Source organism: Lysobacter oculi (assembly GCF_003293695.1).
Taxonomy (GTDB): Bacteria; Pseudomonadota; Gammaproteobacteria; order Xanthomonadales; family Xanthomonadaceae; genus Solilutibacter; species Solilutibacter oculi.
Genome location: NZ_CP029556.1, coordinates 1,850,047 through 1,873,112, shown reverse-complemented (window position 1 = coordinate 1,873,112; position 23,066 = coordinate 1,850,047). Strand labels below are relative to the sequence as shown.

Below are 23,066 nucleotides of genomic sequence, written 5' to 3'. Positions count from 1 at the left end.
CCCGGCCATCACGACGAAACCGATGGCGGCGCCCATGAACTGGCTCAACGAAATCCTGCAGAACGACAACGACCCGGCCGAAACCCGCGAGTGGGTCGAATCGATCAAGGCGGTGATCGACGTGCAGGGTCCGGAGCGCGCCCACCAGCTGCTGGAAGGCATGGTCGAACTGACCCGCCGCGCCGGTGCCCACCTGCCGTTCGCGCCGACCACCGAATACATCAACACCATCCCCGCGCACCTGGAGCCGAAGTCGCCGGGCGATGCGCACATGGAGTGGCGGATCCGCTCGATGATCCGCTGGAACGCCATGGCGATGGTGGTCCGCGCCAACCGCAAGCCGGGCGACCTGGGCGGCCACATCGCCAGCTTCGCGTCATCGGCCACGCTCTACGACGTCGGCTTCAACCACTTCTGGCGGGCGCCTTCGGAAAATCACCCGGGTGACCTGCTCTACATCCAGGGCCACAGCTCGCCGGGCATCTACGCCCGCGCCTTCATGGAAGGCCGCATCAGCGAATCCCAGCTCGATCACTTCCGCATGGAAGTCGACCGCAAGGGGATCAGTTCGTATCCGCACCCATGGCTGATGCCGGATTTCTGGCAGACGCCGACCGTGTCGATGGGCCTCGGCCCGCTGGCCGCCATCTACCAGGCGCGCCACTGGAAGTACCTGGAGGCGCGCGGCCTGATGCCGAAGACCGACCGCAAGGTCTGGTGCTTCCTCGGCGACGGCGAGACCGACGAACCGGAAAGCCTCGGCGCGATCTCGGTCGCCGGCCGCTACGGCCTCGACAACCTGGTCTTCGTCATCAACTGCAACCTGCAGCGCCTCGATGGCCCGGTGCGCGGCAACGGCAAGATCATCCAGGAGCTGGAAGGCAACTTCCGCGGCGCCGGCTGGAACGTCATCAAGCTGGTCTGGGGCAGCTACTGGGATCCGCTGCTGGCGCAGGACCGCGACGGCATGCTGAAGAAGCTGATGATGGAAACCGTCGACGGCGAATACCAGAACTGCAAGGCCTTCGGCGGTGCGTACACGCGCGAGCATTTCTTCGGCAAATATCCCGAGACCGCCGCGCTGGTCGCCAACATGAGCGACGAGGACATCTGGCGCCTCAACCGCGGCGGCCACGACCCGCACAAGGTGTATGCCGCCTACGACGCGGCGGTGAAGACCACCGGCATGCCGACGGTCATCCTTGCCAAGACGGTCAAGGGCTACGGCATGGGCAGCGCCGGCGAGGCGCTCAATCCGACCCACCAGACCAAGAAGCTCGATGACGACTCGGTGCGCATCTTCCGCGAGCGCTTCAAGCTCGATATCCCGGACGAAGCGCTGGCCGACGGCGCGATCCCCTTCCTGCATCCCGGCAAGGATTCGCCGGAAGTGCAGTACATGCTCGAGCGCCGCAACGCGCTCGGCGGCTTCCTGCCGCAGCGCCGGCAGAAGTCGAAGGAATCGCTGGAAGTGCCGAAGCCCGAGGCCTTCGAGCGCCTGACCAAGTCCACCGGCGAGCGCGAGATCAGCACCACCATGGCCTTCGTGCAGGCGCTGTCGATCGTGCTGCGCGACAAGCAGGTGGGCCCGCGCTGCGTGCCGATCGTCGCCGACGAGGCGCGCACCTTCGGCATGGAAGGCCTGTTCCGCCAGCTCGGCATCTATGCGCCGCAGGGCCAGAAGTACAAGCCGGTGGATGCCGACCAGCTGATGTTCTACCGCGAAGACGCGGCGGGCCAGGTGCTGGAGGAAGGCATCACCGAGGCCGGCGCGTTCGCCTCGTGGATGGCGGCGGCCACCAGCTACAGCACCAATGACCTGCAGATGCTGCCGTTCTACATCTACTACTCGATGTTCGGCTTCCAGCGCGTCGGCGATGCGGCGTGGCAGGCGGCGGACATGCGCGCGCGCGGCTTCCTGCTGGGCGCGACGGCGGGCCGCACCACGCTCAACGGCGAAGGCCTGCAGCACGAGGACGGCCAGAGCCAGATCCAGTCCAGCCTGATCCCCAACTGCCGCAGCTACGATCCGACCTTCCATTACGAAGTGGTCACGCTGCTGCAGCACGGCATGCAGCGCATGCTGACCGAACAGCGCGACGAGTACTGGTACCTCACGCTGATGAACGAGAACTACGCCCACCCCGACATGCCGGAAGGCAGCGCCGAGGGCATCATCAAGGGCATGTACCTGCTCAGCGATGCCGGCAAGCCGAAGAAGGGCGAGCTGCGCGTGCAGCTGATGGGCAGTGGCGTGATCCTGCGCGAGGCGATCGCGGCGGCGGATCTGCTGGATGCGGAATTCGGCATCAAGTCCGACATCTGGAGCTGCCCGAGCTTCACCGAACTCGCGCGCGAAGGCGAGGATGCCGTGCGCTTCAACCGCCTCAACCCGGAAGCCAAGCAGAAGCGAGTGCCCTATGTCACCGGCCTGCTCGATGGCCGCACCGGTCCGGCCATCGCCGCCACCGACTACGTGCGCGCCTTCGCCAACCAGGTCCGCGAGTTCGTGCCGATGCGCTACGTCGCGCTGGGCACCGATGGCTTTGGCCGCTCCGACACCCGCGCCAACCTGCGCCGCCACTTCGAGGTGGACCGCTTCCACATCGCCCAGGCCGCGGTGCATGCGCTGGCCGAAGACGGCAAGCTCACCGCCAAGGACGTGGCGCGTGCCAACAAGACTTGGGGCATCGTCGGCGACAAGCCGAATCCGCTGGGGGCGTGAGGACGCATCCCTCGCCACACCGGCGTATTGATGTTGAAGAAAGAAGCGGCCGATGGCCGCTTTTTTCGTTATGCAGGATCAACGATCGACGAAGCGTGCAAGCCGGATGTGCACGGCTTCGACGCCAGGCCTACCAACGCTCGCTGAAATACGTCCGGTCAATCGCCACCAGCACCACCAGCGGTGCCTGCGTGCCGCGCGCGGCGGCGACTTCGTTCGCGTCGTAACCCTGCTGTTCGACCAGCGCCACGCGCCGTGCGCCAACCATCGCGTCGATGTTGGCCAGGTCCTGTTCCATCATGTCGGCGGCGGGGTTGATCAGCTGCGCCTGCACGCGTTTGTCGCCGCAGTCGAACGGCACCTGCGGCAGGTCGGTGTTGCGCTTGTAGTGCGCATTGCCGTCGCTGCCATTGGCCTCGGTGTAGTAGCGGAGGCTGTCATCGAAGGCGGCATCGTTGGGGCAGCCGGCGGCGGCGAAACGACGTTTCGCTTCGCGGATGCCTTCGACGACATTTGGCACGGCCACCGCGCGGCTCAGGTGCAGGTGGCATTCGATGCGGTTCGGGTCCTGGATCTTCCAGTTGCGCTGGTATTCGAAGCAGGCGTCGTAGCGGGATTCTCCGAGCAGCGTGCCGGTCGGCGTCATCGCGTCCAGCTGCGTGCGGGTTTCGGCCTCCGCGCCTGCACGCGCGGCGACATGGCGGGGCGAAGCCGCATCGTATTGACCCTCTGCGATGCCGGATGAGGCGCAGGCCGTCATCAGCAGGGCGGCGAGTGCAGGTGAAAGCGCTTTGATCTGCATGCCGCCAGCATCCAGATGCCATGGAAGCAGGGCGTGAAGGGACGAGGCGGGCTTGAACAGCCACGCACCAGCCCCATCTCTGGAATTCAACCCGGAGGCCGCATGGACCCCAGCCAGAATCCCAATGTTTTCCACGCCACCACCATCGTGTCGGTGCGCCGCAACGGACAGGTGGTGATCGCCGGCGACGGCCAGGTCACACTCGGCCACACGGTGATGAAGTCGAACGCGCGCAAGGTACGGCGCCTGGGCGAGAACGGCCAGGTGCTGGCCGGTTTCGCCGGTGCCGCGGCGGATGCGTTCACCCTGTTCGAGCTGTTCGAAGCCAAGTTGCAGAAGCATGGCCAGCTCACCCGCGCGGCCGTGGAGATGGCGAAGGATTGGCGCACCGAACGCCGCTTCGGCAAGCTGGAGGCGCTGCTCGCGGTGGCCGACAAGGATGCTTCGCTGATCATCAGCGGCACCGGTGACGTGATCGAGCCGGAAGACGGACTGATCGCCATCGGGTCCGGTGGCATGTACGCGCTGTCGGCCGCGCGCGGGCTGCTCAAGCACACCGGACTCTCCGCGCGCGACATCGCGGTGGAGTCGCTCAACATCGCCGGCGATGTCTGCATCTACACCAACCGCAACATCGTGGTGGAAGAGCTCTGAGTCGTATCGAATGATTCAGGTCGTGGAGGCCTGTGGGTCGGCGCGACCTTACGCGGCATGGATGCCGCGTTGAGAGCCTCCATGGATGGATTCACGGCGTGTCGCGCCGGGCCACGGGCCTGCACGGACCGCCATCGGAAACAGGCAAACAAAAATCCCCATGAAAACCCACATCGACAATTCCTCCGCCTCCATGACGCCACGCGAGATCGTCGCCGAGCTCGACCGCCACATCGTCGGCCAGGGCGATGCCAAGCGCGCGGTCGCCATCGCGCTGCGCAACCGCTGGCGCCGCATGCAGCTCGACGATGAGATGCGCCGCGAAGTCACGCCCAAGAACATCCTGATGATCGGCCCAACCGGCGTCGGCAAGACCGAGATCGCGCGACGGCTGGCCACGCTCGCCAACGCGCCGTTCGTGAAGGTGGAAGCCACGCGCTTCACCGAGGTCGGCTACGTCGGCAAGGACGTCGAGCAGATCATCCGTGACCTGGCCGATACCGCGGTCAAGCTGTATCGCGCGCAGGCCAAGCAGCGCGTGCGCACGCAGGCCGAGGAACGCGCCGAAGACCGCATCCTCGATGCGCTGCTGCCGCAACGGCAGGCGACCAGCTTCGGCTTCAACATCGACGAGGCGACGAAGGACGAGCCCTCGAAGGTGGAGAAGGTGGAAGGTGATACCCGCCGCAAGTTCCGCCAGCAGCTGCGCGCGGGCGAGCTGGATCACCGCGAAATCGAGATCGAGACATCGGTGTCGATGGGCAACGTCGACATCATGGCGCCGCCCGGTATGGAGGAGATGGGCCAGCAGCTGCGCTCGATGTTCTCGCAGCTCGGAGGCGGCAAGACGCAGGCGAAGAAGCTCACGGTCAAAGCCGCGCGCATGCTGCTGATCGAAGAGGAGGCCGGCAAGCTGGTCAACGAGGACGAAGTGCGCAATGCGGCGATCGAAGCCTGCGAACAGCACGGCATCGTCTTCATCGACGAGATCGACAAGGTCGCCAAGCGCAGCGAAGGCATGGGCGCGGATGTCAGCCGCGAAGGCGTGCAGCGCGACCTGCTGCCGCTGGTCGAGGGCTCGACGGTCAGCACCAAGTACGGGCCGGTGAAGACCGACCACATCCTGTTCATCGCCAGCGGTGCGTTCCATCTGGCCAAGCCGAGCGACCTGATCCCCGAGATGCAGGGCCGCTTCCCGATCCGCGTGGAGTTGAGTGCGCTGCGCAAGGAGGATTTCGTGCGCATCCTGACCGAACCGAAGGCCGCGCTGACGCGGCAGTACGTGGACCTGCTCGCCACCGAAGGCGTGACGCTGCGCTTTGCCGATGATGCCGTGGACCGCCTTGCGGAGATCGCCGCGCTGGTCAACGAACGCCAGGAGAACATCGGCGCGCGTCGCCTGCACACGGTGCTGGAGCGACTGCTCGACACCCTGAGCTTCGAAGCGCCCGACAAGGGTGGCGAGGTGGTGATCGATGCGGCCTACGTCGATGCGCACCTGGGCCAGCTGGTGCAGGACCCGGACCTGAGCCGGTACATCCTCTGACTCGCCCCGATGCGATAATCCCGCCATGAACGCATCCGACCCGAACCGCTCCGACACCACCCACTTCGGTTTCCGCGACGTGCCCACGGGCGACAAGCAGAAACTCGTCGGCGAGGTCTTCACCTCGGTCGCCTCCAGCTACGACCTGATGAACGACCTGATGTCGCTCGGCATCCACCGGGTCTGGAAGCGCTACTTCGTCGCCACCGCGCAGGTGAAGCCGGGTGACCGCGTGCTGGACCTGGCCGGCGGCACCGGCGACATCGCCGCGCTGCTCAAGGATCGCGTCGGTGAGAAGGGCGAGCTGCTGTTGGGCGACATCAACGTGTCGATGCTGAAGGTCGGCCGCGACCGCATGACCGACCGCGGCAACGTGCGCGGCTTCGAGTACGTGCAGTGCAACGCCGAGAAGCTGCCGTTCCCGGATGCCAGCTTCGACCTGGTCACGATCGCCTTCGGCCTGCGCAACGTCACCGACAAGGAGGCTGCGTTGCGCGAGATGCATCGCGTGCTGAAGGTGGGTGGGCAGGCGCGGGTGCTGGAATTTTCCGAAGTCACCGCCGCCTGGTTCAAGCCGGTCTACGACTTCCACAGCTTCAAGGTGCTGCCGAAGCTCGGCAAGCTGTTCGCCAACGATGCCGACAGCTACCAGTACCTCGCCGAGTCGATCCGCAAGCATCCGCCGCAGGAACAACTGAAGGCGATGATGCAGGCGGCGGGCTTCGCGCGGGCCGGCTATCGCAACCTCAGCGCCGGTATCGTCGCCATCCACACCGGCTACAAGGCCTGAGCGGGCGGCGCGGCTGTCCCGCCGCATCCGCCATCACCGCTTGGCTCAGAACTGCGGCTGCCAGGCGTAGCTGAACTTCAGGAACAGGCTGCGGCTGTTGTTGAACAGCTCGGGGTTCGCATCGTCCATGAAGGCGCCGAACGAAGTGCCGGCGTAGAACGCGGTGCGCGGATTGACCTTGTACGAATAGATCAGCTGCGCGGCGGTACTGCGCGAGTGGGCGTTGACCGGGCGCGTGTAGAGCAGCGGGTCGCGGTCGATGCGGTTGCCCTGCAGGGCCAGGCGGATGCGCTGGCGCGGGTCGATCTGCCAACCCAGGCGCACGTCGGCCAGTGATGCGCTGAAGGCGGTGCCGCCATCGCGGTCCAGCTGCTGGCGGCTCAGCGACCAGTTGAGGTTGAGGCGGCGTCCGATGTCCACATCGCCCCAGGTCTCGATGGCGTTGCCGCGCCCGCGACGGGTGGCGGTGAGGTCGATCTGGGTGCCGCTGCGCGCGTACACGCCGAACAGCATGCCGCCGCGCGGACGGAAGCTGCCGTTTAAGGCGACGTAGGCCTCGTCGAACATCACGCCGTTCCAGAAGCGCTCTCGGCTCATGCCGATCAGGCTGAAATCGCTCTGCAGCGGGCCGCGTACATTGAAGCTGGTCTCGAACTCGTTTTCCAGCAGCTGGCCGTCGGCGCGATGGGTGATGTCCCAGTCGGCGTAGAGGTTGAAGCGGTTGAACGGCTTGCCGTCGCGGAACCAGTTGCGGCCGCCGCCGACCAGCGACTTGCGGTAGCCGACCTGGCCGATGAAGCCGAGGTCGGCGCGGAAGCCGGGATCGATGCGCTCATGCCAGCTGTTGAACGACCAGTTGCGGTCGTTGTAGCCGTAGTAGGCGCGCATCGCCTTGCCCGACGGACTGTCGTCGGCCAAGCCGAGCACGCTCGGGTATTCGGACTGGCTGCTGAGCAGCTGCGTGGACACGGTGTGGTGGCCGGTCTGCCAGCGGCCATCGACGCCGACGACATCATTCGAATAATGGTCGCCGTGGCGGAAGGTGCCGATCACGCCGACCGTGGTCTGGTCGTTGAGGTTGTGGCGGTAGCGGCCGACCGCCACGTTGACCGGCTGGTCGAGCACGGTGAAGCCGGAGCCGAGCGCGCCCGGCAGGAGCAGCTGGGTGACGGCATCACGCGCGACCAGCGCACCGTAGGCGCCGGAACCGCTGCGGCCGGTGACGCGCAGACCGGCATCGGGGTCGGCGATCTGCCGCGTGTAGAGCACCTGCAGCGGCGTGTTGAAGTAGTCCGAGCCTTCCATGAAGAACGGCCGCTTCTCATCGAAATACAGCGCGAAACTCTGGTTGAGGTCGAGCTGCGCCTGGTCGGATTCGACCTGCGAGAAGTCGGGATTGATCGTCGCGTTGAGCGTCATGTTGGGCGAAGGCGCCCAGGACACGTCGAGGCCGGGTTCGACCTTGAAGCCGTCGTTGCGCCACGGTTGGCCGGCGGCGCTGCGCGTCTCCGACCGGCCCACGGTCAGGCTCGGCACGACCTCCAAGTTGCGGCCCTGCTGCACGCCGGCCATGCCCTGGTATTTCTCCAGCGTGCAGGTCAGGCAGTTGCCGCCGCGCTTGACCCGGTTCGACATCAGCTGGTGGCGCTTGTCGCGCGGGTAGTTGCGGAAGAAGCCGATGCCCCAGCGCTGCATGCCTTCCACGTTGCGGAAACGCAGGGTGGAGAAGGGGATGCGGATCTCGACGTCGTAGCCGGTGTCGGTGATGCGCCCGGCGCTGGTCCACAGCCCGTCCCAGCTGGAATCCTCGTTACCGCCGTTGGTCTCGTCCTTGATCAGGTCCATCTGCACGCCGAGCGGGTTGACGAAGAACTCGTAGGCGCGGCGCTGGTCGTCGAAGGTGTCCATGAACATGCCGACCCAGTCGTCGTTGAACGCGCTGTCGCGGTCGCGCAGGTAGGCGCGGATGCGCGAAGGGTCGGTGTCCTCGGCGTGGAAGGCGACGTAGAGCGCGTGCTCGTCGTGGCCCACGCGCACCGTGGTCTTCTGCGGGGCGGGGATGTTGTCGCCGGGCGAGACCTCGAAAGCGATATCCACGACCTGCGCCTGCGACCACGCGGCATCGTCCAGCACGCCGTCAATGGTGATGTCGCCGCCGATGCGCGGGATGTCGTGGACGGGGAGTTGCGTGCCCGCTTCCTCGGCGGCTGCGGCGGGCAGGGCGCAGGCCAAGGCGAGCGCGAGGGCGAGCAGGGTGCGGGCGGGGCGCGTGGTCATGGAAATGCCGGCGGTGGTTCGGCGCACAGCATCTGCTACGCGCGCCCGATTGGCCCGTGCCGTAAGTGGGGGGACGCATGGGCACGGTCCACCCCGGTTGCGGCGACGCGGCTAAACTCGGGCCTTTCCCCTTCGTCGAGACCGCTCCATGCGCCATTCCGTGCTCATGCTCTCCATCGCCGCCGCCCTGCTGGCCGGCTGCCCGAAACCGGAGGCCGCCAACGCCCCGGCCCAGCCCGCCGCCAGCGCGCCCGCGCCGGCCGCCGCCGGGCCGACGCAGGTCATCGATGAACATTCCTATGCCGAACCCGGGAAGGTGCGCACCAAGGATCTCGCCCTCGACCTCAACGTCGACTTCGCCAAGAAGGAATTGGCCGGCACCGCGACCTACACGCTCGACTGGATCGACAAGGCCGCGACCCAGCTGGTCCTCGACACCCGCGACCTGACCATCGAAAAGGCCGAAGGCGAGGTCAACGGCCAGTGGCAGCCGCTGAAGTTCGCGCTGGCACCGGCTGCCGACAAGGTGCTCGGCACCAAGCTCACCATCGAAACCCCGGAGCGCCCGGGCAAGGTGCGCGTCACCTATCGCACCTCGCCGAACGCCTCGGGCCTGCAGTGGCTGGAGCCTTCGATGACCGAGGGCAAGAAGACGCCCTTCATGTTCAGCCAGTCGCAGCAGATCCACGCGCGCAGCTGGGTGCCGCTGCAGGACACGCCGCAGATCCGCTTCACCTACACCGCGCACGTCACCAGCCCGAAGGACGTGATGGTGCTGATGAGCGCCGACAACGATCCGGCCGCCGTGCGTGACGGCGACTACACCTTCAAGATGCCGCAGCCGATCCCGTCCTACCTGCTCGCCATCGCAGCCGGAGACCTGGTGTTCAAGCCGGTGAGCGCGCGCAGCGGCGTGTGGGCCGAGCCGTCGATGGTGGACAAGGCGAACAAGGAATTCGAAGACACCGAGAAGATGATCGCCACCACCGAGAAGCTGTATGGCCCCTACCGCTGGGATCGCTACGACATGCTGGTGCTGCCGCCGTCCTTCCCCTATGGCGGCATGGAGAACCCGCGCCTGACCTTCGCCACGCCGACGGTGATCGTGGGCGACAAGTCGCTGGTCTCGCTGATCGCGCATGAGCTCGCGCACAGCTGGTCCGGCAATCTGGTCACCTTCGCCACCGACCGCGACGCGTGGTTGAACGAGGGCTTCACCACCTACGTGCAGGGCCGCATCACCGAGGCGATGTACGGCCAGGACATGGCCGACATGGAGCACGTCATCGACCGCGACGAGCTGAAGAAGGAATACGAGACGCTCGATCCCAAGCTGCAGGTCATGGCGCTCAAGCCGGGCGAGTTGGCCGACCCGGATGGTTCGTCCTCGTCCACCGTCTACACCAAGGGCGCGTGGATGCTGCAGTGGCTGGAGCAGACCTATGGCCGCGAGACCTTCGACCCGTTCCTGAAGGGCTACTTCGACCACTTCGCCTTCCAGTCGATCACCACGCAGCAGTTCCTCGACTACATCAAGGCCAACCTGGTCGACAAGAATCCGGGCAAGGCGACGATGGCCCAGATCGAGGAATGGGTCTACAAGCCCGGCGTGCCGGCGTTCGCGCCGCAGGTGCAGTCGCGTCCGTTCTCGGTGGTCGATACCGCGCGCACCGCATGGGCCGGCACCAACACGCTGCCGGCGGCTTCGCTGACCGATAAGTGGTCCACGCAGGAATGGGTGCATTTCATCGAAGGCCTGCCGGACACGCTGCCGGCCGAGCAGCTCAAGCAGCTGGATGACGCCTACCACTTCACCGGCACGCCGAACGGCGAGATCGCCATGCGCTGGTACCCGCTCACCGTGCGCAGCGGCTACACCGATGCGCGTCCGGAGATCGCCAAGTTCCTGGAGCGCGTCGGCCGCCGCAAGCTGATCATGCCGATCTACGGCGCGCTGGTGAAAACGCCGGACGGCCTGGCCTTCGCCAAGCAGGTGTTCGCCAAGGCCAAGCCGGCCTACCACCCGATCACCACCGGCTCGGTGGAGGAAGCGATCGCCAAGGCCGAAGCGGGCGACGGGAAGAAGTGATGAAGCGCCTCCTGCTGCCGCTGGCCTTGCTGGCCGCGCTGTCCGCCTGCAAGAAAGAAGAAGACCCGCAGGCGGCCGCGGCCGCGCAGGCCGCGCAGCAGGAAGCCGCCGCCGCCCCGTTGAAGCGCAACTTCGACGAGGCGCTGGCGGCGAAGAACTGGGAGCTGGCGCTGTCGCAGGCGGATGAACTGCGCAGCCGCTACCCCGGCACGCAGGCCGCCGCGGCGATCGCCCCGCAGTACGCCGAAGTGGACAACCAGGCCAAGTCTGCCCGCGCCGAGCGCCGGCTGAAGAACCTGTGGGACTACCAGAGCGTGCCGGCCGGCAAGGGCCGGCAGCTGAGCGCGGCGATCATGTCGAAGGAGCGCATCGACATGGCCGAAGGGCGCAGCACCGTGCAGCTGATCTTCCGCGACCATCCCGAGTGGGGCCGCAGCGCCTACCTGGTCATGCAGCGCGGCGACTTCAACTGCTACGGCGGCTGCAGACTGAAACTGAAGGTCGATGGCAAGCCGCGCACGCTGGCCGGCTCGCGCCCGAAGACCGACGAAGCCATCGCCATGTTCATCGAGGACGAAGCCGCGCTCTGGCGCATCTTCAAGTCCGCGCAGGAAGTGTCGATCGAGTTCCCGGTGAAGCCGTCGGGCACCCGCATAGCCACGTTCGAGAGCGGCGGGCTGGATCCGGGCAAGTTGCCGAAGTGGAAATAGTTCGGTTTCGACCTGCATCAAAGAAAACGCCGGCGGTTGCCGGCGTTTTCGTTTGCATCACTAGGCGGAGATCCAGTGCGCGGTGCGTCCTCTGTTTCAGAGTCGCGCCAGCACATCCGTCTTTTTCGCATCGAACTCGTCCTGCGAAATCAGGCCGGCATCGAGCAGTTGTTTGAGCTTGCCCAGCACCTGCATCGGATCGTCGGCCACCGGCGCTGCGGCGATTGGCGGTGGCACCGGAGGTGCTGCGGCAGAGGGTGCGTGCAGCACCACGCCACCGGCGGAGGCGCGCAGTTTCTCAAGCTCGACCTGCTGGCGCTTCTCATAGGCCTGCTCCTCGACCTGCTGTGCATAGGCGTAGATGCGCCGCGCCTGGCGCTTGGGGATGCTGTCAAGCGACACGAACTTGCCGGTCGTGGTCTTGCAGGTGATGGTCGCACCGACCATCTGCTCGCTCATGTGCACGTTGTCGACTTCGCGCCACGGGAAATCGACGAAGCTCATGCCGAGCATCTTCGGCTGCACCAGGATGAAGCGGCGGTTGGTCAGCACGATGGCATCCGGCGACAGGTTCACCACCAGCTTCTTCTGCACTGCCATGTATTCGACCACCTCGTCTCGGGTCAGCAGTTCGTTGACCTTCGGCAGGATCTTGCGGACAGCATTTTCATCCTGCTCGTCGGTGAGCAGTTCCTGGATCGGACGCATGTTTCCCCCTGTGGATTGTCGTCGTTGTGATGGTGGTGCTTACAGCGCGTAACCGAACTGCCGCTCGAACTCGCGGTTGAATTCCTCGAAGGTGAAGCGCTGGTTCTGGGTGCCGTGGTGGCTCACTTTCAACGCGCCCATCAGGTTGCCGATGCGGCCGATGGTCGGCCAGTCGTGGCCGTTCTCCAGCCCGTAGATCAGGCCGGCGCGGAAGGCGTCGCCGCAGCCGGTCGGGTCCACCACCGCTTCTTCCTGCGCCGGCGGCACGTTCACGCTGATGCCGTCGTGGAAGATGTCGCAGCCCTTCGGCCCACGGGTGACGATGAAGGCCTTCACCTGGCGGGCGATCTCGCGCTCGCTCCAGCCGGTGCGTTCCTGCAGCAGGCTGGATTCGTAGTCGTTGGTGATCACGTAATCGGCCAGCCGCACGAATTCGCGGAATTCCTCGCCGTTGAACAGCGGCATCGCCTGGCCCGGATCGAAGATGAAGGGGATGCCGGCCTCGTGGAATTCGCGGGCGTTCTGCAGCATGCCCTCGCGGCCGTCCGGGGCGACGATGCCCAGCGTCACGCCCTCGGTATCACGCACGTGGTTCTGGTGGCTTTCGCCCATCGCGCCGGGGTGGAAGGCGGTGATCTGGTTGTTGTCGTGGTCGGTGGTGATGAAGGCCTGCGGCGTGTAGCTGTCGGTCAGTTCCTTCACATAGGTCAGCGGGATGCCGAGCGCGTCGAAATGCGCGCGGTACGGCCCGAAGTCCTGGCCCACGGTCGCCATCGGCAGCGGCTTGCCGCCGAGCAGGTGCAGGTTGTAGGCGATGTTGCCGGCGCAGCCGCCGAACTCGCGGCGCATCCTCGGCACCAGGAACGACACGTTCAGGATGTGCACCTTGTCCGGCAGGATGTGGTTCTTGAACTGGTCCGGGAAGACCATGATGGTGTCGTAGGCTAGGGAACCACAGATCAGTGCGGACATGGAGGTTGCTCGTCGGGAACCGGCATAGGGTACCGGCAGGGGCCCGTGAAGGCACGCAGGCCCCGGAAAATAACGATTCCGGAACGCTGGCCCAGCGGTTTTTCGCTAGACTGGCGTGCTTCGCCACTCCCCCCAAGACGAGCCCCCCGAACGATGTTCAAGAAGCTGCGCGGCATGTTCTCCAACGACCTGTCTATCGACCTGGGCACGGCCAACACCCTGATCTACGTGCGCGGGCAGGGCATCGTCCTGAACGAGCCTTCGGTGGTGGCGGTGCGGCAGGACCGGATCTCGGGCGCGGCGCGCTCGGTGGCGGCGGTGGGGGCCGAAGCCAAGCAGATGCTCGGCCGCACGCCGGGCAACATCACCACCATCCGGCCGATGAAGGATGGCGTCATCGCCGACTTCACCTATACCGAGGAAATGCTCAAGTACTTCATCAAGAAGGTGCACAAGAGCCGCTTCCTCAAGCCCAGCCCGCGCGTGCTGATCTGCGTGCCCTGCGGCTCCACCCAGGTGGAGCAGCGCGCGATCAAGGAATCCGCGCTCGAAGCCGGCGCGCGTGATGTCTCGCTGATCGAGGAGCCGATGGCCGCGGCGATCGGTGCCGGCATGCCGGTGACCGAGGCGCGTGGCTCGATGGTGGTCGACATCGGCGGCGGCACCACCGAGGTCGCAGTGATCGCGCTCAACGGCATCGTCTACTCGCAGTCGGTGCGCGTCGGTGGCGACCGCTTCGACGAATCCATCATCAATTACGTGCGCCGCCACCACGGCATGCTGATCGGCGAGGCGACCGCCGAGCGCATCAAGATGGAGATCGGCAACGCCTACCCGCAGCAGCAGGTGCGCGAGATGGAAATCTCCGGCCGCAACCTGGCCGAGGGCGTGCCGAAGATGATCACCATCAATTCCAACGAAGTGCTCGAAGCCCTGCGCGAGCCGCTGGCGCAGATCGTCGCCGGCGTGCGCCAGACGCTGGAGCAGACGCCGCCGGAACTCTCCGCCGACGTCGCCGAGCGCGGCATCGTGCTGACCGGTGGCGGTGCGCTGCTGCGTGACCTGGACCGCATGCTCTCCGAGCACACCGGCCTGCACGTGATGGTCGCCGACGACCCGCTGACCTGCGTCGCCCGTGGCGGCGGCCGTGCGCTGGAGCTGCTCGACAAGCACGGCAACGAGTTCTTCGCCCACGACTGATGCTCCACCAGCCCGCGATGAGCGGGCCGCGCGGCCTTGGGGAGGTCGCATCGCGCTACCTTCCACGCACTCCACCCGCCGCGCCCGGACAAGACCGACATCGTGCCCCCCTACGCAGGTTCCGCCGCTTCCCGCCCGCAGGACATCGCCGGCAGCCTGCGCCTGCTGGGCTACCTGGCGCTGTCGGTGGCGCTGATCTTCCTTGACCACCGGCTGGGCTGGGTGGCGCAGCTGCGCCAGACCGGCAACCTGCTGGTGCAGCCGCTGTGGGAAGCCGCCGGCATGCCCGCGCGCCTCGGCGAGAAAGTGCGCAGCGACGCGGTGACCCGCAACCAGCTGGCGCACGACAACCGCGTGCTGCGCAACGCGCTGCTGGTCTCCGGCGCGCAGGTGGCGCGGCTGCAGGCGGCATCCGCCGAGAACACGCGGCTCAAGGCCCTGCTCGGCGTGGCCGAACAGGGGCGGCTGGATGTGCAGCTGGCGCCGATCCTCGACATCGACCTGGATCCGACCCGGCAGCGCCTAGTGCTGGATGCCGGCAGCCGCCAAGGCGTGCGCATGGGCCAGATGGTGCTGGATGCCGGCGGCCTGCTCGGGCAGGTGATCGAGGTCCAGCCCGGCACCTCCACCGTGCTGCTGCTGACCGATCCGGATCACGCGGTGCCGGTCGAAGTCGCGCGCAGCGGCGTGCGGCTGGTGGCCTATGGCCACGGCGACGGCATCTCGCTGGGCAACATCCCGCGCACGGCGGATATCCGCGTCGGCGACGTGGTACAGACCTCCGGGCTGGGCGGGCGTTTCCCGCCGGGCTTCCAGGTCGGCACCGTGCAGTCGCTGGAACCCGATGACAGCCGCGCCTTCCTGGTCGGCGCGCTGCTGCCGGCGGCCGGACTTGATCGCGGCCGCGAAGTGCTGCTGCTGCGCGAGGTGCGCGCGGTGACCCCGGCCACGACGGGCGGGGTGGAAGTGCCTTCGGGGGCGGGTGGCGCGGCATCGGCTTCGCCGGCTTCGGCGGGTGCATCGCCGCAGGCCGCAACCGCCGGCCCGCCGCCGATGGCGTCGGGGCCGAGGCTTCCGCCTTCAACGCAAGCTGCCCGGACAAGCACGCCGACGACGAGCCCGGCGAACGCGTCGCCTGCCGCCGCATCGACATCCCCCGCCACCCCGGCACCGGCCAACGCCACGCCTGTCTCCGCCCAGCCGGAGACCCGCCGATGAAGCGCGGACAGACCGGCTACGGCTGGATGCTGGCCAGCGTGGTGCTGGCGATCCTGCTGGCGCTGCTGCCGCTGCCGACGGCGATCTCGCCGCTGCGGCCCTATGGGCTGGCGCTGGTGATGGCCTACTGGGTGCTGGAAACGCCGGAGCGCGCCGGCCTCGGTTTCGCGTTCTTCTGCGGGCTGCTGGCGGATTTCGCCTCCGGCGCGATCCTCGGCGAACAGGCGCTGCGGATGGTCATCCTCGCCTTCATCCTGGACCGCTTCCGCACCCGGCTGCGGTTCTTCCCGACCTGGCAGCAGGCGCTGGTGATCGGTGCGCTGCTGCTCAACGACCGCATCGTGTCCGCGGTGGTGCATGCGCTGGTCAATGCGCCGCAGGGGCCGGCCGCCTACTGGCTGTCGCCGCTGGCCGGCGCGCTGATGTGGGGCCCGGTGTTCCTGGTGCTGGATGCGCTGCGCCACGGCCACGGCCGGGCCTAGGCGATGTGGCGTCGCAACGGCCGCCGGCTGGTCAAGCAGCGCGCGCTGGAGGTGGAGCAGTTCCGCCGCCGCGCGGTGCTCGGGTTCGTCATCGTGGCGATCTGCCTGCTCGGGCTGGCCGGCTGGTATTTCCGCCTGCAGGTGCTGCAGCACGCACGCTTCGCCGCGCAGGCCGAGGCCAACCGGATCAAGCCGCGGCCGATCGTGCCGGGGCGCGGCGTCATCTATGACCGCAAGGGCCGGATCCTGGCCGACAACATCCCGGCGTTCCGGCTCGATGTCACGCCCGACCGCGTGGCGGACATCGACGAGGTGGTCAGGCGCATTTCCGCCATCGTCGCGTTCACGCCGGAGGACCTGGAAGCTTTCGCCGAGGCACGCAAGTCGGCGCGCCGGCATCGCCCCATCACGCTCAAGCTGCGGCTGACCGACGAGGAGATCGCGCGCTTCGCGGTGGACCGCTGGAAGTATCCCGGCGTCGACCTGGTGCCGTATTTCAGCCGCGTGTATCCCTACGGCGACCTGTTCGCGCACATCGTCGGCTACGTGGGGCGGGTGGATGCCAAGGATCGCGAGCGGCTGGACGAGACCGCCGCCGCCTTCAGCCACATCGGCAAGACCGGGCTGGAGCGTTATTACGAAGACGCGCTGCGCGGCAAGGTGGGCTACGAGCGCATCGAGACCAATTCCGACGGCCGCGCCATCCGCACGCTGGGCGTGGTGCCGGCGACGCCCGGAACCGACCTGCGGCTGTCGATCGACGTGGACCTGCAGCGGGCGATGGTCGCCGCCTTCGGCACGCTGGAAGGCACGGCGGTGGCGGTGGACCCGCGCACCGGCGAGATCCTGGCCATGGTCAGCCTGCCCAGCTACGACCCCAACCTGTTCGTCAACGGCATCTCGCACGCCGACTACAAGGCGCTGAACGACAACCCGTCGCGGCCGCAGTTCAACCGCGCGGTGCTGGGCGGTGTTGCGCCGGGTTCGACCATCAAGCCGATCCTGGGCCTGGCCGGGCTCGACAGCGGCACGCGCACGGCATCGGACAAGACGCTGTCGACCGGCATGTTCTACATCGGCGGGCAGAAGCGCGGCTACGGCGATTCGCATCGCGGCGGCCACGGCTGGACCGACCTGCGCAAGTCGATCTACGAGTCGGTCAACACCTATTACTACAAGCTGGCGCTGGACATGGGGATCGAGAAATTCGATCACTACATGGACCTGTACGGCTTCGGCAGGCCGACCGGCGTGGACCTGTCGGGCGAGATTGGCGGCATCCTGCCGTCGCCGGCGTGGAAGGCGAAGAACGCGCCGAAGCAGGGCCGCTGGTATCCCGGCGATACCGCGATCAGCGGCATCGGCCAGGGCTTCTGGAAGGTGACGCCGCTGCAGCTGGTGCAGGCCACCGCCGCGCTCGGCAACGGCGGCTGGCTGCGCCGCCCGCATCTGGTCAAGGACACCCGGCAGGGCTTCGAGGCGCCGTGGGTGGTGATGCCGCAACCGGCGGCGAAGCGGATCAGCCAGAGCCAGCCCCATCTGGACGCGGTGCGCGAAGGCATGATCGCCACCGTGCACGGGCCGGGGACCGCCACCAACATCCGCCATGGGCTGGACTACCTGATCGCCAGCAAGACCGGCACCGCGCAGGTGGTGAGCCGGCGTGGCCACGCGGCGGTCAATCCCAAGAGCCTGCCGATGCACCTGCGCCACCGCGCGCTGTTCATCGCCTATGCGCCGGCCCACGACCCGACCATCGCCGTGGCCGTGGCGGTGGAAGGCGGCGGCTACGGTGCGTCCACCGCGGCGCCGATCGCGCGCACCATCCTCGACGCGTGGATCGACGGCAAGCTGCCCGAAGGCGTGCTGCCGGAGGTGGTGCGCGACGCCAGTATCCCGGCCTCGCGGCAACCGCCGGTCACAACGCCGCCGACCGAAGCCACATCCACCCTTCCCACTGCACAGGCTCCCGCGCCGGCCACGCAGGCGGAGCCACATCGATGAACCCGCTGCTGCGCTGGCTGTCCGAACTGGTGCTGCGCATCCTGCGCACGGTGGACGTGCCGCTGCTGGCGGCGCTCGCCGCGTTGATGACGGTGAGCCTGGTGGTGCAGTACAGCGCCGGCGGCGACAGCATGGGGTTCGTGCTGCGGCAGGGCGCGCGTTTCGCGATTGGACTGGTGGCGATGTGGGCGCTGTCGCGGGTCACGCCGCAGGTGCTGCGCGCGGTGTCGCCGTATGCCTATGTCGCTTCGTTGCTGCCGCTGGTGGCGGTGCTGTTCATCGGCACCGGCAAGCACGGCGGCCACTGGATAAACCTGGGCGTCTTCTACTTCCAGCCTTCCGAACTGCTCAAGCTGTGCCTGCCGATGATGCTGGCCTGGTACCTGGACCGCCGCGTGCTGCCGCCGCGCATCCCCACGGTGATGGGGGCGATCGCGCTGATCGCGCTGCCGGTCGGGCTGATCCTGCTGCAGAAGGATTTCGGCACCGCGATGCTGGTGCTGGCGACGGGCGCCTTCGCGCTGTTCCTGGTCGGGCTGCCGTGGGGCTGGTTCGGCGCGGCGTTTGCCGGCGTGGTGGCGATCGCGCCGGTGGCGTGGTTCTGGCTGCTCCGGCCCTACCAGAAGGGCCGCATCCTGACCTTCCTCAACCCGGAAAACGATCCGCTGGGCGAAGGCTGGAACCTGATGCAGTCGAAGATCGCCATCGGTTCCGGCGGCTGGTTCGGCAAGGGCTGGGGGCAGGGCAGCCAGTCGCACCTGGACTACCTGCCCGAGCACACCACCGATTTCGCGTTCTCGGTGCTGTCCGAGGAATTCGGCTGGACCGGGGTGGCGGTGGTGCTGGCGCTCTATCTGTTCGTGGTCGGCCGCTGCCTGTGGATTGCCGCCGAGGCGCGCGACGGCTATTCGCGGATCATCGCCGGAACCCTGGGCCTGTCGCTGTTCGCCTACGTCATGGTGAATGGCGCGATGATCTCCGGTCTGCTGCCGGTGGTGGGTGTGCCGATGCCCTTCATCTCCTACGGCGGCACCTCGGCGGTGGCGCTGCTGGCGGGCATGGGGCTGGTGATGTCGGCGGGCGCGCACGGGCGCCGCGGCGTGAAGAATTGAGGCGGAAAACGCGGCCCGATGCTGAATCCGCGGTTCGGCAGCCTTGCGCCTGCGTGCTAACCTCGCGGCGATGATTCGACGCTCATTCCCCCTCGCATTGATGATCGTCCTGGCCGCCTGCGCGACCAAGGCGCCCCCGCCCGCCACGCCGGGCAGCCCGCAGGCTCCGGTGCCGCCGCCACGCGCCGGCATCGCGTTGCCGTCGCAGCCGGCCGAACGCCCGGTGGCGCCGCCTTCGGTGACCGATCCGGCTATCCCGCTGGCACAGCGCCAGGCCGCCTTCGTCGACTACACCGCGCGGACCTACGGCATCGACCCCAACTACATCCGCGGCGTGTTGGCGCAGGCGCAGTTCCAGCAGCGCATCGTCGACATCATCTCCCGGCCCGCCGAAGCGGTGCGGCCGTGGAAGGATTACCGCCCGATCTTCCTCAACGACGCCCGCATCAACGGCGGCGTGGCGTTCTACCGCGAGAACCGCGCGGCGCTGGACAAGGTCAGTGCCGAAACCGGCGTGCCGGCGGAATACATCGTCGCGATCATCGGCGTGGAAACGCAGTTCGGCCGCAACATGGGCAGCTACAAGGTGCTCGACGCGCTCTACACGCTGGCCTTCGGCTACCCGAAGCGCGCACCGTTCTTCGCCGGCGAGCTGGCGCAGCTGTTCGCGCTCGGCAAGGCCGAGCCGCAGCTCGACATCACCCAGCTAAAGGGCAGCTATGCCGGCGCGATGGGCATGGGCCAGTTCATGCCGTCCAGCTACCGCCTGTGGGCGAAGGATGGCGATGGCGACGGCCGCCGCGACCTGCTGACCCACAAGCCGGACGTGTTCGCCTCCATCGCCAACTATTTCGTGGTGCATGGCTGGCAGCGCGGCCAGCCGGTGGTCGCGCGTGCCGAGAAGGATCCCAACCTGCCGGAGTGGACGCCGGAGACCGTCGAGCCGATCCACACGCTCGCCGCCATCGAGGCCAAGGGCTATCGCCCGCTGCGCGGCCAGCCGGTGCGCGAGGGCGCGACCGTGATCAATTTCGAAGGCGATGCCGGGCGTGAGTACTGGCTCGGCTACGGCAACTTCTTCGTGATCACCCGCTACAACCGTTCGCCGATGTATTCGCTCGCCGTGCACCAGCTCGCCCAGGCGATCCGCGCCGGGGCCGACGCACGATGAGCCCGGGCCGGCTGCTGCCCCTGGCAGCCCTGGTCCTGGCGCTCGCCGCCTGCGGCACCACGCCGAAGAAGACCGCCTCCGCCGAAGCACCGAAGCGGGTGGATGCCGGCGCCCATGCCGCGCGTCCCGCCGCCGAGCCGCGCAAGACCTCGCCCTACGCGCCGGCGCAGGAAGACATGTCGAAGCGGGGCGATTACAAGGCCGGCGGCCTGTACGCGCCGGGCGTGGCCGACACCGTGCCGGACTACATCCCCAACGTCGATGCCATCCCCGAGCCGGATGTCCGCGCCGAGCCGATGTCGCGCTACGGCAACCGCTCGCCGTACAGCGTGCTCGGCAAGTCGTACACGGTGATGGCGCAGCCGAAGGGCTATGTCGAACGCGGCCGGGCCTCGTACTACGGCAACAAGTTCCATGGCCGCCGCACCTCCAACCAGGAGGTGTACGACATGTACGCCTTCACCGCCGCGCACCGCACCCTGCCGTTGCCGAGCTTCGCGCGGGTGACCAACCTGGACAACGGCAAGTCGGTGGTGGTGCGCGTCAATGATCGCGGGCCGTTCCATTCCGACCGCCTGATCGACCTGAGCTACGCCGCCGCGGTGAAGCTTGGCTATCGCGAGCGCGGCACGGCCAATGTCGAAGTGCGCGCGTTGACGCCCGGCGAGCAGGCGCAGGTCGGCGAGATGGTGGCCGCCGCGCAGACCGCGAAGCGCGACCCGCGCGCCGAAGCCGCATTGGCCGGCCAGGTGGCGAGCAGCAACCTGCCGCAGGGCGTGGCCCTGGCCGATGCCGGCAAGTCGGGCGGCGAATACCGCTTCGACATGCTGCAGAACGGCAAGGCGATGAGCGCCGACGAATTCGATGCGTGGATGCGCGCGCGCCGCGTGCGCGTGGCGACCGGCAGGCCCGGCACGCCCGATCCACAGCCGCAGCACGTCCCGGCGCAGACCCCGCCGGCGATCGAGGCCGCGCCGTTGGCCGCGTCGAACACCGGCGCGATGGTGCAGCCGCAGCCTGCCACCCCGGTCGCCGCCGCCCCGGCCCCGGCCGTGGCGATGCAGGCCGGCGGCGTGCAGCTGCAGGTCGCCAGCTTCGCCAGCCCGGACAATGCCGCGCGCGCGCTGGCCATGCTGCGCGATGCCGGCGTGCCCGGCGCGCGCCTGCAGGACGCCACCGTCGGCGGCAAGCGCATCTGGCGCCTGCGCGTCGGCCCGCTGGCCGAGAGCGCGGTGTCGCCGCTGGCCTCGCGCATCGCCGGCCTGGGCTTCGGCCCGCCGGCCGTCGTCCGCGAATGATCTTTCCCTGAACCCCTGTCGGCCTTGCCGGCCCGTGAGAACCGCTTCCCGATGAAACAGACCCTGCTCGTTCCCGTTGCCCTCGCCACCGCCTTCCTCGGCCTGGCCGTCGCCCAGACGCCGGCGCCTTCAACCCCCGCGCCGCCCGCGGCCGTCGCCAGCGGTGACCTGCCGATCCCGCCCGCGCCGGTGCCCAAGGTGTCGAAGGCATGGGTGCTGATGGATGCCGCCAGCGGCGAAGTGCTGGCCGGCGAGAACATCGATGCGCAACTGGAGCCGGCCAGCATCACCAAGGTGATGACCAGCTACGTCATCGCCGCCGAACTCGCCAAGGGCAAGCTCAAGGCCGATGACCCGGTGATGATGAGCGAGAACGCCTGGCGCACCGGCGGCGCCGGCACCGACGGCAGCTACAGCGGCTTCGAGGTCAACAAGACCGCGCCGCTGGAGCAGATGGAGAAGGGCATGGTGGTGCAGTCCGGCAACGACGCCGCGATCGCCCTGGCCGAACACGTCGCCGGCAGCGAGCAGGCCTTCGCCTCGCTGATGAACAGCTTCGCGCAGCGCATCGGCATGAAGAACAGCCACTTCGCCAATGCCACCGGCCTGTCCGCACCCGGCCACCTGTCCTCGGCCCGCGACCTGGCCCTGCTCGGCCGCGCGCTGATCCACGATTTCCCGGAGGCGTATTCGTACAACAGCCTCAAGGAATTCACCGTCGGGCCGATCACCCAGCCCAACCGCAACCTGCTGCTGTGGCGCGACAACTCGGTGGACGGCATCAAGACCGGCCATCACTCCGGCGCCGGCTACTGCCTGATGGCCTCGGCCAAACGCGGCGACCAGCGCCTGATCAGCGTGGTGCTGGGCGACAGCAGCGAGGAACAGCGTGCCGTCGATTCGCAGGCGCTGCTCAACTGGGGTTTCCGCTTCTACGAAAGCCACCGCCTGTACGACGCCGGCAAGCAGGTCGCCACCCAGCGCGTGTGGAAAGGCGCGGTGCCGGAAGTGAAGCTGGGCGTGGCCGAGCCGCTGGTGGTCAGCCTGCCGCGTGGCCGCTACCCGCAGATGAAATCGTCGATGGACGTGCCGAAGACGCTGGTCGCGCCGGTCGCCAAGGGCCAGAAGATCGGCAGCGTGAAGGTGACGCTGGACGGCAAGGTCATCGCCACCACGCCGCTGGTCGCGCTGGAAGCGGTCGAGCAGGGCGGTTTCTTCAAGCGCCTGTGGGACGAGATCCGGATGTGGTGGGCCTCGCTCTGACGCGCCGGTTTGCGGGTTGACCCGCCATCACCTGCCAAAAAAAGC

General features: G+C 67.7%; 18 protein-coding genes. 14 read left to right on the top strand and 4 right to left on the bottom strand.

All coding sequences use genetic code 11. The features are described 5' to 3' along the window. The first annotated feature begins 34 nt into the window (after positions 1-34). A complete protein-coding gene (gene aceE, locus DCD74_RS09055) occupies positions 35-2,725 on the top strand; it encodes a pyruvate dehydrogenase (acetyl-transferring), homodimeric type (protein ID WP_112927770.1) in 2,691 nt (896 codons plus the stop codon). Positions 2,726-2,855: 130 nt separating this feature from the next. Here aceE and DCD74_RS09050 read toward each other — a convergent pair whose 3' ends face one another. Beyond that, positions 2,856-3,527: a hypothetical protein gene (locus tag DCD74_RS09050; protein WP_112927024.1), complete on the bottom strand. Its 672-nt coding sequence runs from the start codon at positions 3,525-3,527 to the stop codon at positions 2,856-2,858. 102 nt (positions 3,528-3,629) lie between these two features. Between DCD74_RS09050 and hslV the strand changes: the two genes are divergently transcribed. From hslV to ubiE, 3 genes are all read left to right on the top strand, one after another. Then, a complete protein-coding gene (gene hslV, locus DCD74_RS09045; protein ID WP_112927023.1) occupies positions 3,630-4,181 on the top strand; it encodes an ATP-dependent protease subunit HslV in 552 nt (183 codons plus the stop codon). A 193-nt stretch (positions 4,182-4,374) separates the two neighbouring features. Next, positions 4,375-5,727 carry an ATP-dependent protease ATPase subunit HslU gene (hslU, locus tag DCD74_RS09040; protein WP_112927769.1) on the top strand — a complete coding sequence of 451 codons (1,353 nt, stop codon included), beginning with the start codon at positions 4,375-4,377 and terminating at the stop codon, positions 5,725-5,727. Positions 5,728-5,752: 25 nt separating this feature from the next. Continuing rightward, positions 5,753-6,517 carry a bifunctional demethylmenaquinone methyltransferase/2-methoxy-6-polyprenyl-1,4-benzoquinol methylase UbiE gene (gene ubiE, locus DCD74_RS09035; RefSeq protein WP_112927022.1) on the top strand — a complete coding sequence of 255 codons (765 nt, stop codon included), beginning with the start codon at positions 5,753-5,755 and terminating at the stop codon, positions 6,515-6,517. Between the two features lie 45 nt (positions 6,518-6,562). Here the strand turns inward: ubiE and DCD74_RS09030 are convergent, their stop codons facing one another. Beyond that, complete coding sequence (locus tag DCD74_RS09030; RefSeq protein WP_112927021.1) at positions 6,563-8,794, bottom strand: carbohydrate binding family 9 domain-containing protein; 2,232 nt, start codon at positions 8,792-8,794, stop codon at positions 6,563-6,565. A 148-nt stretch (positions 8,795-8,942) separates the two neighbouring features. Here DCD74_RS09030 and DCD74_RS09025 point away from each other — a divergent pair, with 148 nt between their 5' ends. Together DCD74_RS09025 and DCD74_RS09020 are read left to right on the top strand one after the other, a co-directional pair. Continuing rightward, positions 8,943-10,883, top strand: a complete 1,941-nt coding sequence (locus tag DCD74_RS09025; RefSeq protein WP_112927020.1) for a M1 family metallopeptidase — start codon at positions 8,943-8,945, stop codon at positions 10,881-10,883. After that, the gene (locus tag DCD74_RS09020; RefSeq protein WP_112927019.1) at positions 10,883-11,593 is read left to right on the top strand and encodes a hypothetical protein; all 711 of its coding nucleotides are present in this window, start codon (positions 10,883-10,885) and stop codon (positions 11,591-11,593) included. Before DCD74_RS09025 ends, DCD74_RS09020 begins: the two co-directional genes overlap by 1 nt. A gap of 96 nt (positions 11,594-11,689) precedes the next feature. Here DCD74_RS09020 and DCD74_RS09015 read toward each other — a convergent pair whose 3' ends face one another. Next, complete coding sequence (locus DCD74_RS09015) at positions 11,690-12,301, bottom strand: PH domain-containing protein (protein WP_112927018.1); 612 nt, start codon at positions 12,299-12,301, stop codon at positions 11,690-11,692. Positions 12,302-12,340: 39 nt separating this feature from the next. Then, the gene (locus DCD74_RS09010; RefSeq protein WP_112927017.1) at positions 12,341-13,273 is read right to left on the bottom strand and encodes a carbohydrate kinase family protein; all 933 of its coding nucleotides are present in this window, start codon (positions 13,271-13,273) and stop codon (positions 12,341-12,343) included. Positions 13,274-13,426: 153 nt separating this feature from the next. Between DCD74_RS09010 and DCD74_RS09005 the strand changes: the two genes are divergently transcribed. From DCD74_RS09005 to DCD74_RS08970, 8 genes are all read left to right on the top strand, one after another. Next, entirely contained in the window at positions 13,427-14,473 is a 1,047-nt protein-coding gene (locus tag DCD74_RS09005) for a rod shape-determining protein (RefSeq protein WP_112927016.1), read from the top strand. A 102-nt stretch (positions 14,474-14,575) separates the two neighbouring features. Beyond that, positions 14,576-15,691: a rod shape-determining protein MreC gene (gene mreC / locus DCD74_RS09000; RefSeq protein WP_112927768.1), complete on the top strand. Its 1,116-nt coding sequence runs from the start codon at positions 14,576-14,578 to the stop codon at positions 15,689-15,691. Beyond that, positions 15,688-16,173, top strand: coding sequence for a rod shape-determining protein MreD (gene mreD / locus DCD74_RS08995; RefSeq protein ID WP_112927015.1), 486 nt, complete (start codon positions 15,688-15,690; stop codon positions 16,171-16,173). The genes mreC and mreD overlap by 4 nt, the downstream gene beginning before the upstream one ends. Before the next feature lie 3 nt (positions 16,174-16,176). Beyond that, positions 16,177-18,177, top strand: a complete 2,001-nt coding sequence (gene mrdA, locus DCD74_RS08990) for a penicillin-binding protein 2 (RefSeq protein WP_112927014.1) — start codon at positions 16,177-16,179, stop codon at positions 18,175-18,177. Further along, the gene (rodA, locus tag DCD74_RS08985) at positions 18,174-19,289 is read left to right on the top strand and encodes a rod shape-determining protein RodA (protein ID WP_112927013.1); all 1,116 of its coding nucleotides are present in this window, start codon (positions 18,174-18,176) and stop codon (positions 19,287-19,289) included. The genes mrdA and rodA overlap by 4 nt, the downstream gene beginning before the upstream one ends. Before the next feature lie 70 nt (positions 19,290-19,359). Continuing rightward, the gene (gene mltB / locus DCD74_RS08980) at positions 19,360-20,460 is read left to right on the top strand and encodes a lytic murein transglycosylase B (RefSeq protein ID WP_112927012.1); all 1,101 of its coding nucleotides are present in this window, start codon (positions 19,360-19,362) and stop codon (positions 20,458-20,460) included. Next, positions 20,457-21,758, top strand: coding sequence for a septal ring lytic transglycosylase RlpA family protein (locus DCD74_RS08975; protein WP_112927011.1), 1,302 nt, complete (start codon positions 20,457-20,459; stop codon positions 21,756-21,758). Before mltB ends, DCD74_RS08975 begins: the two co-directional genes overlap by 4 nt. A gap of 51 nt (positions 21,759-21,809) precedes the next feature. Further along, positions 21,810-23,021, top strand: a complete 1,212-nt coding sequence (locus tag DCD74_RS08970) for a D-alanyl-D-alanine carboxypeptidase family protein (RefSeq protein ID WP_112927010.1) — start codon at positions 21,810-21,812, stop codon at positions 23,019-23,021. Positions 23,022-23,066 lie beyond the last annotated feature (45 nt).

Excerpts from the sequence above, each read along its gene's own strand:
- aceE (WP_112927770.1), top strand. The coding sequence starts at position 35 with ATGAACTGGCTCAACGAAATCCTGCAGAACGACAACGACCCGGCCGAA.
- DCD74_RS09050 (WP_112927024.1), bottom strand. The coding sequence starts at position 3,527 with ATGCAGATCAAAGCGCTTTCACCTGCACTCGCCGCCCTGCTGATGACG.
- hslV (WP_112927023.1), top strand. The coding sequence starts at position 3,630 with ATGGACCCCAGCCAGAATCCCAATGTTTTCCACGCCACCACCATCGTG.
- hslU (WP_112927769.1), top strand. The coding sequence starts at position 4,375 with ATGACGCCACGCGAGATCGTCGCCGAGCTCGACCGCCACATCGTCGGC.
- ubiE (WP_112927022.1), top strand. The coding sequence starts at position 5,753 with ATGAACGCATCCGACCCGAACCGCTCCGACACCACCCACTTCGGTTTC.
- DCD74_RS09030 (WP_112927021.1), bottom strand. The coding sequence starts at position 8,794 with ATGACCACGCGCCCCGCCCGCACCCTGCTCGCCCTCGCGCTCGCCTTG.
- DCD74_RS09025 (WP_112927020.1), top strand. The coding sequence starts at position 8,943 with ATGCGCCATTCCGTGCTCATGCTCTCCATCGCCGCCGCCCTGCTGGCC.
- DCD74_RS09020 (WP_112927019.1), top strand. The coding sequence starts at position 10,883 with ATGAAGCGCCTCCTGCTGCCGCTGGCCTTGCTGGCCGCGCTGTCCGCC.
- DCD74_RS09015 (WP_112927018.1), bottom strand. The coding sequence starts at position 12,301 with ATGCGTCCGATCCAGGAACTGCTCACCGACGAGCAGGATGAAAATGCT.
- DCD74_RS09010 (WP_112927017.1), bottom strand. The coding sequence starts at position 13,273 with ATGTCCGCACTGATCTGTGGTTCCCTAGCCTACGACACCATCATGGTC.
- DCD74_RS09005 (WP_112927016.1), top strand. The coding sequence starts at position 13,427 with ATGTTCAAGAAGCTGCGCGGCATGTTCTCCAACGACCTGTCTATCGAC.
- mreD (WP_112927015.1), top strand. The coding sequence starts at position 15,688 with ATGAAGCGCGGACAGACCGGCTACGGCTGGATGCTGGCCAGCGTGGTG.
- mrdA (WP_112927014.1), top strand. The coding sequence starts at position 16,177 with ATGTGGCGTCGCAACGGCCGCCGGCTGGTCAAGCAGCGCGCGCTGGAG.
- rodA (WP_112927013.1), top strand. The coding sequence starts at position 18,174 with ATGAACCCGCTGCTGCGCTGGCTGTCCGAACTGGTGCTGCGCATCCTG.
- mltB (WP_112927012.1), top strand. The coding sequence starts at position 19,360 with ATGATTCGACGCTCATTCCCCCTCGCATTGATGATCGTCCTGGCCGCC.
- DCD74_RS08975 (WP_112927011.1), top strand. The coding sequence starts at position 20,457 with ATGAGCCCGGGCCGGCTGCTGCCCCTGGCAGCCCTGGTCCTGGCGCTC.
- DCD74_RS08970 (WP_112927010.1), top strand. The coding sequence starts at position 21,810 with ATGAAACAGACCCTGCTCGTTCCCGTTGCCCTCGCCACCGCCTTCCTC.